At 30.8% G+C, this 13,154-nt stretch carries 13 protein-coding genes and 4 tRNA genes; 12 read left to right on the top strand and 5 right to left on the bottom strand.

All coding sequences use genetic code 11. The features are described 5' to 3' along the window. Positions 1–933 (bottom strand): cache domain-containing protein (locus L8W57_RS07660; RefSeq protein WP_263662303.1); only part of this gene is annotated, 933 nt, incomplete at its 3' end. Positions 934–1,133: 200 nt separating this feature from the next. Between L8W57_RS07660 and L8W57_RS07655 the strand changes: the two genes are divergently transcribed. The 4 genes from L8W57_RS07655 to L8W57_RS07640 all read left to right on the top strand — a co-directional run bounded on the left by L8W57_RS07655 (position 1,134) and on the right by L8W57_RS07640 (position 1,520). Next, positions 1,134–1,208 (top strand) — tRNA-Gly (locus L8W57_RS07655). Positions 1,209–1,217: 9 nt separating this feature from the next. Beyond that, positions 1,218–1,306, top strand: a tRNA-Leu gene (locus L8W57_RS07650). Positions 1,307–1,322: 16 nt separating this feature from the next. Further along, a tRNA-Cys gene (locus L8W57_RS07645) sits at positions 1,323–1,396 on the top strand. Between the two features lie 36 nt (positions 1,397–1,432). After that, a tRNA-Ser gene (locus L8W57_RS07640) sits at positions 1,433–1,520 on the top strand. A gap of 74 nt (positions 1,521–1,594) precedes the next feature. Here L8W57_RS07640 and ilvD read toward each other — a convergent pair. After that, positions 1,595–3,271, bottom strand: a complete 1,677-nt coding sequence (gene ilvD, locus L8W57_RS07635; protein WP_263662302.1) for a dihydroxy-acid dehydratase — start codon at positions 3,269–3,271, stop codon at positions 1,595–1,597. Between the two features lie 134 nt (positions 3,272–3,405). Between ilvD and L8W57_RS07630 the strand changes: the two genes are divergently transcribed. Then, positions 3,406–4,758 carry a Na+/H+ antiporter NhaC family protein gene (locus tag L8W57_RS07630; protein WP_412175285.1) on the top strand — a complete coding sequence of 451 codons (1,353 nt, stop codon included), beginning with the start codon at positions 3,406–3,408 and terminating at the stop codon, positions 4,756–4,758. Between the two features lie 24 nt (positions 4,759–4,782). Here L8W57_RS07630 and L8W57_RS07625 read toward each other — a convergent pair whose 3' ends face one another. From L8W57_RS07625 to L8W57_RS07615, 3 genes are all read right to left on the bottom strand, one after another. After that, entirely contained in the window at positions 4,783–5,115 is a 333-nt protein-coding gene (locus tag L8W57_RS07625) for a hypothetical protein (protein WP_263662300.1), read from the bottom strand. 67 nt (positions 5,116–5,182) lie between these two features. Next, positions 5,183–6,157: a phospholipase A gene (locus L8W57_RS07620; RefSeq protein ID WP_263662299.1), complete on the bottom strand. Its 975-nt coding sequence runs from the start codon at positions 6,155–6,157 to the stop codon at positions 5,183–5,185. Further along, the gene (locus L8W57_RS07615; RefSeq protein ID WP_220566713.1) at positions 6,120–6,719 is read right to left on the bottom strand and encodes a molybdenum cofactor guanylyltransferase; all 600 of its coding nucleotides are present in this window, start codon (positions 6,717–6,719) and stop codon (positions 6,120–6,122) included. The genes L8W57_RS07620 and L8W57_RS07615 overlap by 38 nt, the downstream gene beginning before the upstream one ends. Positions 6,720–6,760: 41 nt before the next feature. Here L8W57_RS07615 and L8W57_RS07610 point away from each other — a divergent pair, with 41 nt between their 5' ends. From L8W57_RS07610 to L8W57_RS07580, 7 genes are all read left to right on the top strand, one after another. Further along, positions 6,761–8,065, top strand: coding sequence for an NFACT RNA binding domain-containing protein (locus L8W57_RS07610; protein WP_220566712.1), 1,305 nt, complete (start codon positions 6,761–6,763; stop codon positions 8,063–8,065). A 2-nt stretch (positions 8,066–8,067) separates the two neighbouring features. Next, positions 8,068–8,388: a hypothetical protein gene (locus L8W57_RS07605; protein ID WP_133319048.1), complete on the top strand. Its 321-nt coding sequence runs from the start codon at positions 8,068–8,070 to the stop codon at positions 8,386–8,388. Between the two features lie 11 nt (positions 8,389–8,399). After that, positions 8,400–9,128 carry a phosphatidate cytidylyltransferase gene (locus L8W57_RS07600; RefSeq protein ID WP_220566711.1) on the top strand — a complete coding sequence of 243 codons (729 nt, stop codon included), beginning with the start codon at positions 8,400–8,402 and terminating at the stop codon, positions 9,126–9,128. Beyond that, positions 9,125–10,204, top strand: coding sequence for a 1-deoxy-D-xylulose-5-phosphate reductoisomerase (gene dxr / locus L8W57_RS07595; RefSeq protein ID WP_263662298.1), 1,080 nt, complete (start codon positions 9,125–9,127; stop codon positions 10,202–10,204). Before L8W57_RS07600 ends, dxr begins: the two co-directional genes overlap by 4 nt. After that, entirely contained in the window at positions 10,201–11,589 is a 1,389-nt protein-coding gene (locus L8W57_RS07590) for a M99 family carboxypeptidase catalytic domain-containing protein (RefSeq protein ID WP_263662297.1), read from the top strand. Before dxr ends, L8W57_RS07590 begins: the two co-directional genes overlap by 4 nt. Next, positions 11,586–12,593 carry a tRNA (adenosine(37)-N6)-threonylcarbamoyltransferase complex transferase subunit TsaD gene (gene tsaD, locus L8W57_RS07585; RefSeq protein WP_263661599.1) on the top strand — a complete coding sequence of 336 codons (1,008 nt, stop codon included), beginning with the start codon at positions 11,586–11,588 and terminating at the stop codon, positions 12,591–12,593. The genes L8W57_RS07590 and tsaD overlap by 4 nt, the downstream gene beginning before the upstream one ends. Then, positions 12,590–13,154, top strand: a 565-nt coding sequence (locus L8W57_RS07580; RefSeq protein ID WP_318529547.1) for a type II secretion system protein, incomplete at its 3' end; no start/stop codon positions are given. The genes tsaD and L8W57_RS07580, both read left to right, overlap by 4 nt.

Raw genomic sequence — 13,154 nt, 5'->3', positions numbered from 1 at the left:
TTGGATTACAAGTTTAACCACAAGTAGAGCGACTGCTATTGCTATTAAACCTACTATAATTTGAGCAGATAAGGCTTTTTTAATAGGATTTGTATAAGCACGATTTTCTGTAATTGTACAAACTTTAAAATTTTGATTTATGGTAGAATTACACATTACTTCATATAATGTATTTTTATCATCTTGAACTTGAAATAAAGAGTCTCTATTATCTGGATCTAAATAGTATGACGGATTTGTGTTTATAATTTTTGATATATTTATGCCTAATTGGTCTTTTGTTAGTATTTTATCTTGATTTTCGTGAAACATTATTTCACCTTCATTGTTGTATACTACCGCATAAGTAGTAGCAGATCTACCAAAAGCTAATACATCTTTAGAAAAAGAACTTAATGCATAATCGCCACCAACAACACCTATAAATTTTCCATTTTTGTATACAGGTGCAGCATATGTCATGGTAACGGTATTATCTGTTGATGATTTATAAGGATTAGTTGTAATAACTGTTTTTGCTTGTTTTGCTTGAGTATACCAAATACTATTTTGTAAATTAAATCCATTTTCAGGATTTAAAAATTTTCCATTTGATAAAAATACACCATTTAACTCTTCAATTCCAAAAAAAGTTAGTTGAAAATTAAAAGCTTTTTGAAAAGATGAAATAAGCGATAAAATCTGTTCTCTATCATCTAATGGTGCTTTAGAGAGTTCGCTTGCTAAAGTATTTATAGCATTTCTTTTGCTTTGACCATAATTATTAAAAGTTAGAGTTACATCATCCATTGTTTTTAATTGAACATCTTTTATGAGTTCAAAAGTATTGTTTTTGGTTTGAAAATAACCCAAAATACTAACTATACTTAATATGGTGATAATTAATAGTCCAACTATTGAAGTCATTTTGCCTGATACATTCAATTTTAACATTATTTTTGTGTTCTCCTTGTTTTTGATTTTACCTTATATTTTAAAATATAATAATTTTATATCTAACTTTATCATTATATTTTAAAAAGTTTATTGTATTTACGGAATTATATTATAAAAAAATAATTTTTTTATTAATTTATAATAAAAATAATTTTTATATATATTTAAGATTAGTTTGATATAATTTCAACTTTAATGCGGGAATAGCTCAGGGGTAGAGCACAACCTTGCCAAGGTTGGGGTCGCGAGTTCGAATCTCGTTTCCCGCTCCATTATCACCCGCCCGGGTGGTGGAATTGGTAGACACAAGGGACTTAAAATCCCTCGGAATTTTTCTTCCGTGCCGGTTCAAGTCCGGCCTCGGGCACCACTTTTTGGTAACTCAAGGCGACATAGCCAAGCGGTAAGGCATGGGCCTGCAAAGCCTTGATCTCCGGTTCGAATCCGGATGTCGCCTCCAATGCGATGTTAATACTTGATATTTTTATTCTTTATACGGGAGATGGCTGAGTGGTCGAAAGCGGCGGTCTTGAAAACCGTTGAGGGTCACACCTCCAGGGGTTCGAATCCCTTTCTCCCGGCCACTTTAACATAATTTTTCATATTTTGTTTTACATTTAAAAAGATATTTCTTAATTTCTTTAAGAAATTAAGAAAATTATTCTAAGTCTAAAACCCCGCCTTTGCTAGCATTACTAACAAGCTTTTGATACATTTTAAGCCATCTTGAATTTATTTGCTTATAAGGCATTTTAAAATTTGCTTTGCGTTTAGCAATTTCATCTTGGGCTAAATTTGCATTGATGCTGTAGGTATCTACATCAATTTCTATCTCATCACCATCTTTTAAAAGCGCTATAAGTCCACCTTCTGCAGCCTCAGGAGAAATATGGCCTATGCTAAGTCCTCTTGTAGCTCCGCTAAAACGACCATCTGTTATAAGTGCAACTTTAGCACCAAGCCCCATGCCCGTGAGTAATGAAGTCGGACTAAGCATTTCTTGCATGCCAGGTCCACCTTTTGGTCCTTCATAGCGTATCACGCACACATCGCCTTCTTTAACTTTACCTTTTATAATGCCTTTAATAGCTTCTTCTTGAGAGTTAAAACAAACCGCTTTTCCTTTGAATTTACGCTCGCCCATAATACCTGCAGTTTTTATCACACAGCCTTGCTCAGCTAAATTCCCAAAAAGTATAGCAAGCCCACCTACATTTGAATAGGCATTGTCTATTTTTCTTATGATGTTTTCATCTTTAATATCAGCATTCTCAATGCGCTCTTTTAAAGTTTTTCCACTAATATCTAGAGTGTCAAGTTCTAAAATATGGCCTGGTTTTTTGGCTATTTCAGCTATTACTGCACTTACTCCACCTGCTTTGTGTATATCTTCCATATATATTGTGTTTAAAGATGGAGCGATTTTGGCTATATGGGCCACATTAGCGCTGATGTGATTGAGCTCTTTTATATCCAAATTTACACCTGCTTCATAAGTAATAGCAAGCATATGTAAGATAGTATTTGAGCTTCCACCCATAGCCATATCAACAACTAAAGCATTGTTAATGGACTTTTTAGTAATAATATTGCGAATTTTAAAACGCTCATCTAGTGCAATTTCACAAATTCTACGCGCAGCTTTTCTTAAAAGTTCTTCTCTTTCTTTGCTAAGTGCTAAAATAGTTCCATTTCCTTCTAGTGCTATACCCATAGCCTCGCATAAAGTATTCATAGAATTTGCAGTAAACATACCCGAGCAAGATCCACCGCTAGGACAAGCTTTGCATTCTATATCTTTTAAATCGTCTTCATCGATTTTTTTAGCCTCATAAGCTCCCACTGCTTCAAAAACAGAACTTAGACTGATTTTTTCTCCATGTTTATTTACTCCTGCTTTCATAGGTCCACCACTAACGAAAATAGTCGGCACATTAACTCTTAAAGCCCCCATGAGCATACCTGGAGTAATTTTATCACAATTTGGGATACAAATTAGTGCATCAAGTTGGTGTGCATTCATCACTGTTTCAATAGAGTTTGCGATGATTTCACGACTTGGTAAAGAATAAAGCATACCATCATGCCCCATAGCTATACCATCATCAACACCTATGGTGTTAAATTCAAAAGGAATACAGCCATTTTTTCGGATTTCATCTTTAATGATTTTTGCATATTCATTTAAGAAAAAATGTCCCGGGATGATATCTATATAGCTATTTGCCACACCTATAAAAGGCTTATTAAAATCTTCATCATTTAAGCCACATGCTCTAAGTAAAGAGCGATTTGGTGCTTTTAAGTGTCCTTTTTTGATCGCGTCACTTCTCATTTGTATCCTTTTTTAAAGTAAAAACTATCATTTTATGCTTTTATTTTGCAATTTTTGCTTAAATTTTTTAAACTTAAATAGTATTTTAAAGAAAATTATTTAAAATGTGCAATTATTTTGATTTAAGGAATGTAATGCTTTTAATTAATCCGGTATTTATAGGCGTTTTGTTAATGACGCTTTTGTGTTTTTTTAGGTTTAATGTTTTGCTTAGTGTTTTGCTTTCTGGACTTTTTGTAGGCATTTGGTCTAAATTTATGCATATGGAGCATTTAAGTTTGGTGGATTTTTTTACCCAACTTCCGCAAGCAATGATGGATTCTATGAAAGTTTTAATCGATGGTATGCAAGGGAATTTGCAAACAGCACTAAGTTATATTTTGCTTGGAGCGGTAGCCGCTGCTATATCAAAAACTAATCTAACAGCATATTTGATTAAAATAGTTTCGCATTATATTTCACATAAAAAATACTTACTTATACTTTCTTTGGCACTTATTGCTTGTTTTTCGCAAAATTTAATCCCTATCCATGTAGCTTTTGTACCTTTGTTAATTCCACCTTTGTTGAAACTTTTTAATAAATTAAAAATAGATCGTAGAGCTATAGCTTGTGCGCTAACATTTGGACTTACCACACCTTATATGGTGGTGCCTTTAGGTTTTGGGCTTATTTTTCAAACTTTGCTTGTGGATAATTTAAATTCAAATGGGGTGCAAATTAGTCTAGGAGAAGTTTCTCAAACTATGGCTTTTGCGGCTATTTGTATGTTAGTTGGTTTATTTTTGGCTGTGTTTGTGTTTTATGCTAAGCCAAGAGAATATCAAGAAGAACAAATTGCCAAAATGGATTTTGAAAATCTAAAAATGAGTAAAAAAGAATGGGGAGTTTTAGCTGGCCTTGGATTGACTTTGATTTTACAAATTTTAACGCACAATTTACCTTTATCAGGGCTTTTAGGTTTTGTATTGATGGTGATTTTGGGTGGAGTAGAGTATAACAAAGTTAATTTAGTTTTTGATGATGGGCTTAAAATCATGGGTTATATAGCTTTTGTAATGCTTGTTGCTTCAGGATATGGAGAGGTTTTAAAACAAAGTGGAGGTATAGCTGAGCTTGTAAAAACAAGCGTGCCTTTTATGGAGCAAAGTCACTTTTTAGCTATTTTTATTATGCTAGCTATAGGTCTTTTAATCACTATAGGTATAGGCAGTTCTTTTGGTACTATTCCTATCATCGCCGCCTTATTTTGTCCTATATGTATAGAACTTGGTTTTTCACCTGCTGCAATTATTTTTATCATCGGTGTTGCTGGAGCTTTGGGCGATGCAGGATCACCTGCTAGTGAAACGACTTTGGGAGTGAGTGTAGGGCTTAATGCAGATAAGCAAGGTGATCATATAAAAGATACTTGTATACCAACCTTTTTATGCTTTAATGGCTCTTTGCTTATCTTGGGTAGTGTTATAGCATTTTTCTTAATTTAAAATATTAAAAGTCTAAAAAGGCTTTTAATATTCAAATTCTTCCATATAACCACAATCAATTGTAAGAATTTTCATTTGAAATGATTTTATAAACTCGATTATAGGTTCAACTCCACCATAAGGAAAAGAAATGGGGTAAAAATATAATTTGGCGATATTTTCCTCTATTTTTTCTATGGAGTGAAAATAGTATTCTCCATTTCCTATGCAGTCAAAAATATCATCAAACTCCCAACAATCTTTGCTTGAGAAATATTCTAATTCTTTTTTGCTGTAAAAATTATATATACTTTTATCTGTGTATAAATCTTCTATTTGTAAATTCTCATCTTTTAAGATTTTGATATAATTAAACAAATCGCACAATCTTTTAAAAGACTTTTCATTATTAATAATAAACTTAATAAAGCAAAATTTTTCCATTTTAATACATTAACAATATTCCACTTGAAAGTCTGCTTGAAGATTTATTATACTCAATAAGACTCTCACCGTATCCGTTAAAATACTGAGTGTAAATATATAAGCCATTGTTAGAAATTTTATAAGCTCCGCTTATTTCTACTGCACCGCGGTTATTAGCAAAATTTAAATTATTACGCCACAATATATTGATAAAATAATCATCTTGGGTATAAGCAAGATTAATATCAAAATTACCTAAATATTTTTCTATGTCAGGATTATCATCTTCTGAACTTTTTTCAGGAATTCTTAGCCAAACTCTAGGTATGAACATAAAATCGCCAAAAAACCATGCATTGCTTAGATAAATTCTATTCCATGATCTTGATTTTGGATCATTTTGCCCGTTAGATTCATGTAATAAGCCTATGCGTACATCTTTTAAATTCTCAAAAGCACCATATCCGCTTATAGGAAAGTTGATAAAAAATTCAGGTAAATAGTTTGTTTCTCTAAAAGGAGCAGAATGTTTATAAAGTTGCCACCATGAAATTTGTGTATAGCCTATGTTATAACTTTCATTTAAACCCAAAAGATTTTCAAAAAGAGTTTTTTTAAGGCTTACTTGAAATTTAGTTTCAGTGCTTTTATAATCTCTCTTGCTAAAACTATAAGAAACAGGCATAAAATAGCTAAGATTATGCGTGCTAATACCAAAGGGATTGTATGATTTTTCTGTGCCAAGGTAGTTTGCTAAAGCTTCATTTTTTGGATTAATATCATCTAATTTTTTCTCTTTGGATGTATTTTGCTCAAAATTAAAAGACTTTTCTAAACTTGCTTCTTTTTGTTTTTCTTTTAAAGCTAAGCTTTTATAAATTTGCATAGCTTTTTTGTACTTACCTTGATTTTCATATTCTAAGGCTTGATTGAATAAATCCTCATTTGCTAAAGCACTAAAAGCACATACTATGGGTAGAATTGTCTTTTTCATGAAGCCACTTTTTATATTCTTTAAAATAATTTAAATTTATAAACTCATTATCATCTTCAAATTCTATAAATTCTGCTTTCATTGTATCACAAAAAAGGGCTAATTTGTGATTGTTTTCTTGTAAAAATTGCAAAGTTTTTTCAAAATTCCTACTATGATAAAATCCACATAAATAATGCTTGTGTTTTTTTGTGCTTGCTAAGAGTATATTTTGTGATTTTAGATGATCAAAAAGATTGTAAAAACTTTCTTTGTTTATGTTTGGAGTATCCACGCTAAGGATAAATACATAGGTATTTTTAAAATGTTTAAGTATGGAATTTAAGGCAATGAGTGGAGAGTAGTTGTTTAAATCCTCATCTAAAATAAGTGCTAAGTTTTTTTGATGAAATTTATCTTTTTTGCTGCTAATAAAAACTTGATTAAAAATCCTTGACATTTTTTCATATTGATAAAGAGTTAAGTTTTTATTATCTACTTGTAATAAGCTTTTATCTTCTCCCATACGCGAAGATTTTCCACCACATAAAATCACACAAGGATAGGGAATTTTTTCACTCATAAAAACCTCATAAATTCATCAAAATATTTTATAATACATTTATGAAATATACAGATTTAATACAAATAAAAGATTATTTTAAACAATTTCAAAGACTAAATTATCTCAAACGCCTTGATGATAATATCTTAGAGCTTAGCTTAGACCATCAAGCTTTTATACTAGACTTAACGCGTGGAAAAAGTGGAATTTACCAAGATAAACTCCAAGCAAAAGTCTATAATGCACCTTTTGATTTTATGCTAAAAAAATACTTCTCTAACGCAAAGATTTTAAATTTAGAAGTATTAGAAAATAATAGAATTTTATCTTTTGAAGTTTTATCGGAAAAATCTTATAAAGCTTATGGGGCTAAGATTTATTTTGAATTTACAGGAAAAAACACTAATGTAATCATCACAGACACTGATGATATTATTATAGAAGCTTTGCGTCATATAGATAAAAGCTACCGCGTTGTAAAAATAGGCGAAAAACTCCAAGCTTTAAAAGCTTATGAGATCAAAGAAGAATTTGTAAAGATTGATGATTTTAATGTGTATTTTAAAGAAAGTGCTAAAAAGTTACAGCAAGATCGCCTAAAAGATATAAAAGAAAATAAACTTTTAAATATAGATAAAAAAATCTTTACTCTTAAAGAGAGTATAGAAAATTTAGAGCAAGAAAGTAATTTATTAAAAAAAGCTCAAGAATTAAGCCAAAAAGCAGATGTTTTGTTTGCTAATTTAAATTCTTTAAAAGATTATCAAAGAGAATTTATTTTACAAGATTTTAATGCAAATGAGCTTGCTTTTAAGCTCGAAGATACTCCTAAAAACAGTGCGAATGAATTTTATAAAATGGCTAAAAAGCTAAAACAAAAGGCTAAAAATATCAATATAGAAAGAGAAATTTTAAGTGAAAAACTTGATTTTCTAATAAATTTAAAAGACTTAATTGCTAAAAGCACCTCTTTGAGAGAATTAGAAGTTTTAATGCCTAAAAAAACGAAAAAAACAAAAAAAGAGGAACTAAATGCAGGGGTTAGTAGCTTTTATTTTGATGAGTTTAAAATCAGCGTAGGACGCAATGAAAAAGCTAATGAGTATTTATTAAAAATAGCTAAAAAAGATGATATTTGGCTGCATGTAAAAGATTATCCTAGTGCACATGTGATCATTACTTCAAATAAATTAAAAATAAGTCAATTAGTGCTAGAATTTGCAGCAAAGCTTTGTGTGGAATTTTCCAAGCTAAGTTCTGGAGTTTATTTGGTCGATTATACTAGTAAGAATTTTGTAAAAATAAAAGAAAAGGCTTTTGTAAATTATACAAATTATAAGACTTTAAGCGTTTTAAAGGAGTAAGTATGCCTATAAGTCCCATAGGTGGTATTCATTTTGCTAACCAAAATGCACCAGTACATTCAGCACAAGCTAGTAATGAATTGGCAAAAGATTCTTTTGCAACTTTGGTAAATATGAGTGAATTTCAAGCAAAAGAAAAGGCGGTTGAAAAACTTGAAAAAGTTAATCAAACTCATGAAGTAAGTGATGAAGTAAAAGAAAGGCAAGAGGAAGAAAAAAAGCATTCTAAACATCATCAAGAACAAGAGCAAGAAGATGAAGATGAACAAGAGGGGCAAGAAGTAGTTAAAAAAAGTTCTCATTTGCTTGATTTAAGTATATAGAAAGGATAAAAATGTTTTCAAAGACAAGAATTCTTAGTGCTATTGTGATGATAGCTGTGATAGCTGTTGTTGCTTTGGTGGATAATTTTTTGATTAATTTTGCGATTTTTGGTGTTTTATTGTTTTTGGCATTTAATGAAGCAAAAACTATGTTTAAAAGCAAACATGCAAGTGTTTTTGTGGCTTTGTGTGTTTTTGCAATAGGAGCATTTTTAGATAAACCTTTCTTTATAGGCCTCTTGGCTTTGATTTTGATTTTAGGATATTTAGTTTATAAAAAAAGTGAAAATTTAAATGAACTTATGCCTTATATATATCCTACTTTGCCTATTTTAATGCTTTATCAAGTATTAAGTTATGAGGGTATGTTTGTATTATTTTGGCTTATAGTGATTGTCGTTGCTTGCGATAGTGGGGCGTATTTTATAGGAAAACTAATTGGCGAGAGAGCTTTTTCTCTAACAAGTCCAAATAAAACCTTAGAAGGTGTTGTAGGTGGCATTGTTTGTGCGGGGATTTTAGGAACCATCATAGGCTCTTTTGAATTTAGCTTGGTAAAAAGTATTTATATATCTTTAATTGTAGCTATTTTTGCTGTGATAGGGGATTTACTTGAGAGTTATTTTAAAAGACAAGCAGGTATTAAAGATAGTGGTAATTTAATCCCAGGGCATGGGGGAGTTTTAGATAGAATTGATGCTGTTATCATTGCAGCATTTGCAATGGCAACTTTAGTATGATCGTACTTGGAAGCACGGGAAGTATAGGAGTTAATACTCTTTTTATTGCTAAAGAAAAAAACATAAACATAGAAGCCTTATCTTGTGGTAAAAATATCAAGCTTTTAAATGAGCAAATAGCTCTTTTTAAGCCTAAATTTGTATGTATACAAGATGAAAAAGATAAAACCTTAGTTGATCATGATAGGATTTTTTGTGGTCAAGAGGGTTTAAAAGCGATGATAGCTGAGTGCAAAAGTTCTTTAGTGGTAAATGCTATAGTAGGTTTTGCAGGCTTAAGTTCAAGTCTTATGGTGCAAAAGCTTGGTAAAATTTTAGCCTTGGCAAACAAAGAAAGCTTAGTAGTAGCAGGGAAATTTTTTGACACTTCTAAGATTAAGGCCATAGATAGCGAACATGCAGCACTAAAGTGCTTGATAGATAAAAGAAAAGATATTAAAAAACTTTTTATCACAGCAAGTGGCGGGGCCTTTTATAATTATAAAATCAAAGATTTAAAAAATGTTAGCGTAAAAGAAGCCCTTAGGCACCCCAATTGGAGCATGGGAGCTAAGATCACCATAGATAGTGCTAGCATGTGTAATAAACTTTTTGAAATCATCGAAGCTTATCATCTTTATGGTATTAAACAAATAGATGCTTTGATAGAAAGAAAGTCTTTAGTGCATGCTTTATGTGAATTTAAAGATGGTGGTATGAGTGCATATTTTTCTCATGCAAATATGCGTTTGTCTATAGCTCAAGCGATTTTAGATGAGCATGATCAAAGCTTTATAGAAAATTTGGATTTGTTAGCTATGCCAAGTTTAAAATTTGAAAAAATTAGTTTAAAAAAATATCCTATATTTTCACTTAAAGATGAGCTTTTGAAAAAGCCTGACTTGGGTGTGATTATAAATAGTGCAAATGAATATATGGTGTATCAATTTTTAGCCCAAAAAGCGCAGTTTTTAGACATAGCCAAGGGTATTTTTAAAGCATTGGATTATTTTGGTGTGCCAAAGATTAACCAAATTGAAGATGTTTTTGAGTATGATAAGCAAGTTAGGCTTTATTTAGATAAGGAAATGAAGTGAGATATTTTTTAAGTATTTTGATTTTTATAAATGTGGTTTTTGCTTTAGAGTTTAGCGTTAAAGAAAATGGAAAAAGTTTAAATGATAATAATACGGTTTTAATCCTTGGAGGTATACAAGGAGACGAGCCAGGTGGGTTTCATGCAGCTAGTTTGCTTTTGAGTGATTATAATATCACTAAAGGTAAAATTATTGTCGCACCAAATTTAGCTTTTGAAAGTATTATTGCTAGAAATAGAGGAAATTTTGGAGATTTAAATAGAAAATTTGCCCATATAGATGAAAACGATCCTGATTTTCACACTATAGAGCGCATAAAAAAGCTTATTTTGGAACCTGAGGTAAATATGGTTATAAATTTGCACGATGGAAGTGGATTTTATAGACCTCAATATGAAAGCAAAGATAAAAATCCAAATCGCTGGGGCAATACTAGTATTATTGATCAAAGTGAGATAAATTCTACTAAATATGCAGATTTGGAAAATATTGCTAAAGAGGCAGTGGAAAATATCAATAAAGCTTTAGTTAAAGAAGAACATCAATATCATCTAAAAAACACTAAAACCCAAGAAAGCAATGATAAAGATATGCTAAAGGCTTTAACTTATTTTGTGGTGTCAAATCACAAAGCAGCCTTTGCTAATGAAGCGAGCAAAAATTTACCAACGCATTTAAGAGTATATTATCATCTTTTGGCGGTGGAGTATTATCTAAAAAAGGCAAATATAGAATTTCAAAGAACTTTCGATTTAACTCCAAATGGAGTTTATAGAGCTATTGAAAAGCCTTTAGAGGTAAAACTTTTTAATGATAAAATTTTACTTTATCTTGATAAACCTGCTAGTGCTATAAATTTTTTACCTTTTCCTATTAATCAAGCTTTAAATTATGAAGCAAGTAATGAGATTACTGCAGTAATTTCCAATGCTAACTCATATTCAATCAATTATGGCAATCGCTTGCAAACAAGATTGTATCCTGAATATTTTGAATTTTCAAATGCTCTAGATAGTGTTGAAGTGATAGTAGATGGAAAAAATATACAAACAAATTTTGCTCAAAAAATTATGGTAAAAGATAATTTTAAAATACCTTCTATAGCAGGTGTAAGAGTTAATGTTATAGGTTTTGATAGAGGTGTTGATGAAAGTGATATTGTTATAAGCAAAAATCAAATGCAGAGCCGTTATTCTTTGGATAAAAAAAGAAAAATTTACAGAGTAGAATTTTATGAGCTAAAGAATGCAAATTTAGCCGATCAAGTTTTAGAAAGAAAGACTAATTTTAAAGAAATTAAAAAAGCAAATATACCTGCAAAAGCCATAGAAAAAGCAGAACAAAAAGACAAATTTATCGGTATGATTTTAGTGGAATTTCAATGAGAGATTTGATTCTTGCCATAGAAAGTTCTTGTGATGATAGTTCTATTGCTATCATTAATAAAAATAGCTTTGAGTGTATCTTTCATACAAAAATTTCTCAAGAAAATGCCCATAGTGCTTATGGAGGGGTGGTGCCCGAGCTTGCCGCAAGATTACATAGTGAAGCTTTACCTAAGATTTTAAAAAGATGCCAAAAATACTTTGATAAACTTTGTGCCATAGCAGTTACAAATGAACCTGGCCTTAGTGTGAGTTTGATAGGTGGGGTAGCTATGGCTAAAATGCTTGCTATTAGTTTAAATTTACCGCTCATTGCGATTAATCATCTAAAAGGGCATATTTATTCTATGTTTTTAGATAAAAAAGCTAATTTTGATATGGGTGTATTGCTTGTAAGTGGTGGGCATACTATGGTGCTTTTTATTAATGAGCAAGGTAAAATCACAGAATTAGCAAGAACAACCGATGATAGTTTTGGAGAAAGCTTTGATAAAGTAGCAAAAATGATGGATCTTGGCTATCCTGGCGGAGCTATCATAGAAAATTTAGCTAAAAATGTAAAAGAAAATGATTTAGAATTTAGCATACCCTTGCTTCATTCTAAAGATTTAGCTTATAGTTTTTCAGGACTTAAAAACCAAGTGCGTTTGGAAATTTTAAAAGAAGAATTAAGTTTGGAGCGTAAAAGTAAAATTGCCTTTGCATTTCAAAAAGCAGCCATAGCTCATATTTTAAACAAGTTAGAAAAAATTTTTAAAGAGTATAAATTTAAACGCTTTGGTATAGTAGGCGGAGCTAGTGCAAATTTAAGCTTAAGAAGTCAAATAGAGCATTTATGTCAAAGTTATCAATGTGAGCTTTTGCTAGCTCCGCTTGAGTATTGTTCGGATAATGCTTTGATGATAGCAAGGGCAGCTTGTGAGGCTTATGAGCGTAAAGAATTTGTAAATATAGAAGATGATCTTATAAAGCCTAAGGTAAAAAACTTACAAGGCATATTATGAAAAAAGCTTTTACTATTATAGAGCTTGTGTTTGTAGTAATTATACTTGGAGTTTTAGCTGCGGTTGCTCTGCCAAAATTTAGCACAAGTAAAGATGAGGCAAGTGTAGTTCAAGCTTTGGGAAATTTAAAAATTTTTATTAATGATATAAGTGCTTATATATTAAAAAATGAAAGTCTTTCAAATATAGCTTTAATGAGCAATGTAACAAATATAAAAAATGAAGACTTATCAAATTTGCAAAATTCCACCAAAGAACTTGATTTTAGTGTAGGAAATGATGAGCAATGTTTTAAAGTGCTTTTTGTAGATAAAGAAAGTGTTTTGCTTTTAGCACTTATGGTAGATAATGCTCAAAAAAGCAAAGTCCAAAATATAGCAGATTTAAAAAATCAAGCTTTGAAAGATCCTAAAAATCAAAGCATAAAAACTCAATTAGATGAGGCTTTAAATGCTTTTAGTCAAAGTGAATTTGCAAGCACTTCAAAATCTAAAGCTTGTCAAGGTCTAATCCACTCTAAAGCTTTTAAAGATTTAGCTACTAGAGTGTATTTTCTAAGTG

It is taken from the genome of Campylobacter sp. IFREMER_LSEM_CL1890 (assembly GCF_025772045.1).
Taxonomy (GTDB): Bacteria; Campylobacterota; Campylobacteria; order Campylobacterales; family Campylobacteraceae; genus Campylobacter_D; species Campylobacter_D lari_D.
Note: the sequence above shows the minus strand (reverse complement) of the source record. Positions and strands in the feature narration are given on the sequence as shown.

Coding starts and splice junctions, on each gene's coding strand:
- ilvD (WP_263662302.1), bottom strand. CDS start 3,271: ATGAGAAGTGACGCGATCAAAAAAGGACACTTAAAAGCACCAAATCGC.
- L8W57_RS07630 (WP_412175285.1), top strand. CDS start 3,406: ATGCTTTTAATTAATCCGGTATTTATAGGCGTTTTGTTAATGACGCTT.
- L8W57_RS07620 (WP_263662299.1), bottom strand. CDS start 6,157: ATGAAAAAGACAATTCTACCCATAGTATGTGCTTTTAGTGCTTTAGCA.
- L8W57_RS07615 (WP_220566713.1), bottom strand. CDS start 6,719: ATGAGTGAAAAAATTCCCTATCCTTGTGTGATTTTATGTGGTGGAAAA.
- L8W57_RS07610 (WP_220566712.1), top strand. CDS start 6,761: ATGAAATATACAGATTTAATACAAATAAAAGATTATTTTAAACAATTT.
- L8W57_RS07605 (WP_133319048.1), top strand. CDS start 8,068: ATGCCTATAAGTCCCATAGGTGGTATTCATTTTGCTAACCAAAATGCA.
- L8W57_RS07600 (WP_220566711.1), top strand. CDS start 8,400: ATGTTTTCAAAGACAAGAATTCTTAGTGCTATTGTGATGATAGCTGTG.
- dxr (WP_263662298.1), top strand. CDS start 9,125: ATGATCGTACTTGGAAGCACGGGAAGTATAGGAGTTAATACTCTTTTT.
- tsaD (WP_263661599.1), top strand. CDS start 11,586: ATGAGAGATTTGATTCTTGCCATAGAAAGTTCTTGTGATGATAGTTCT.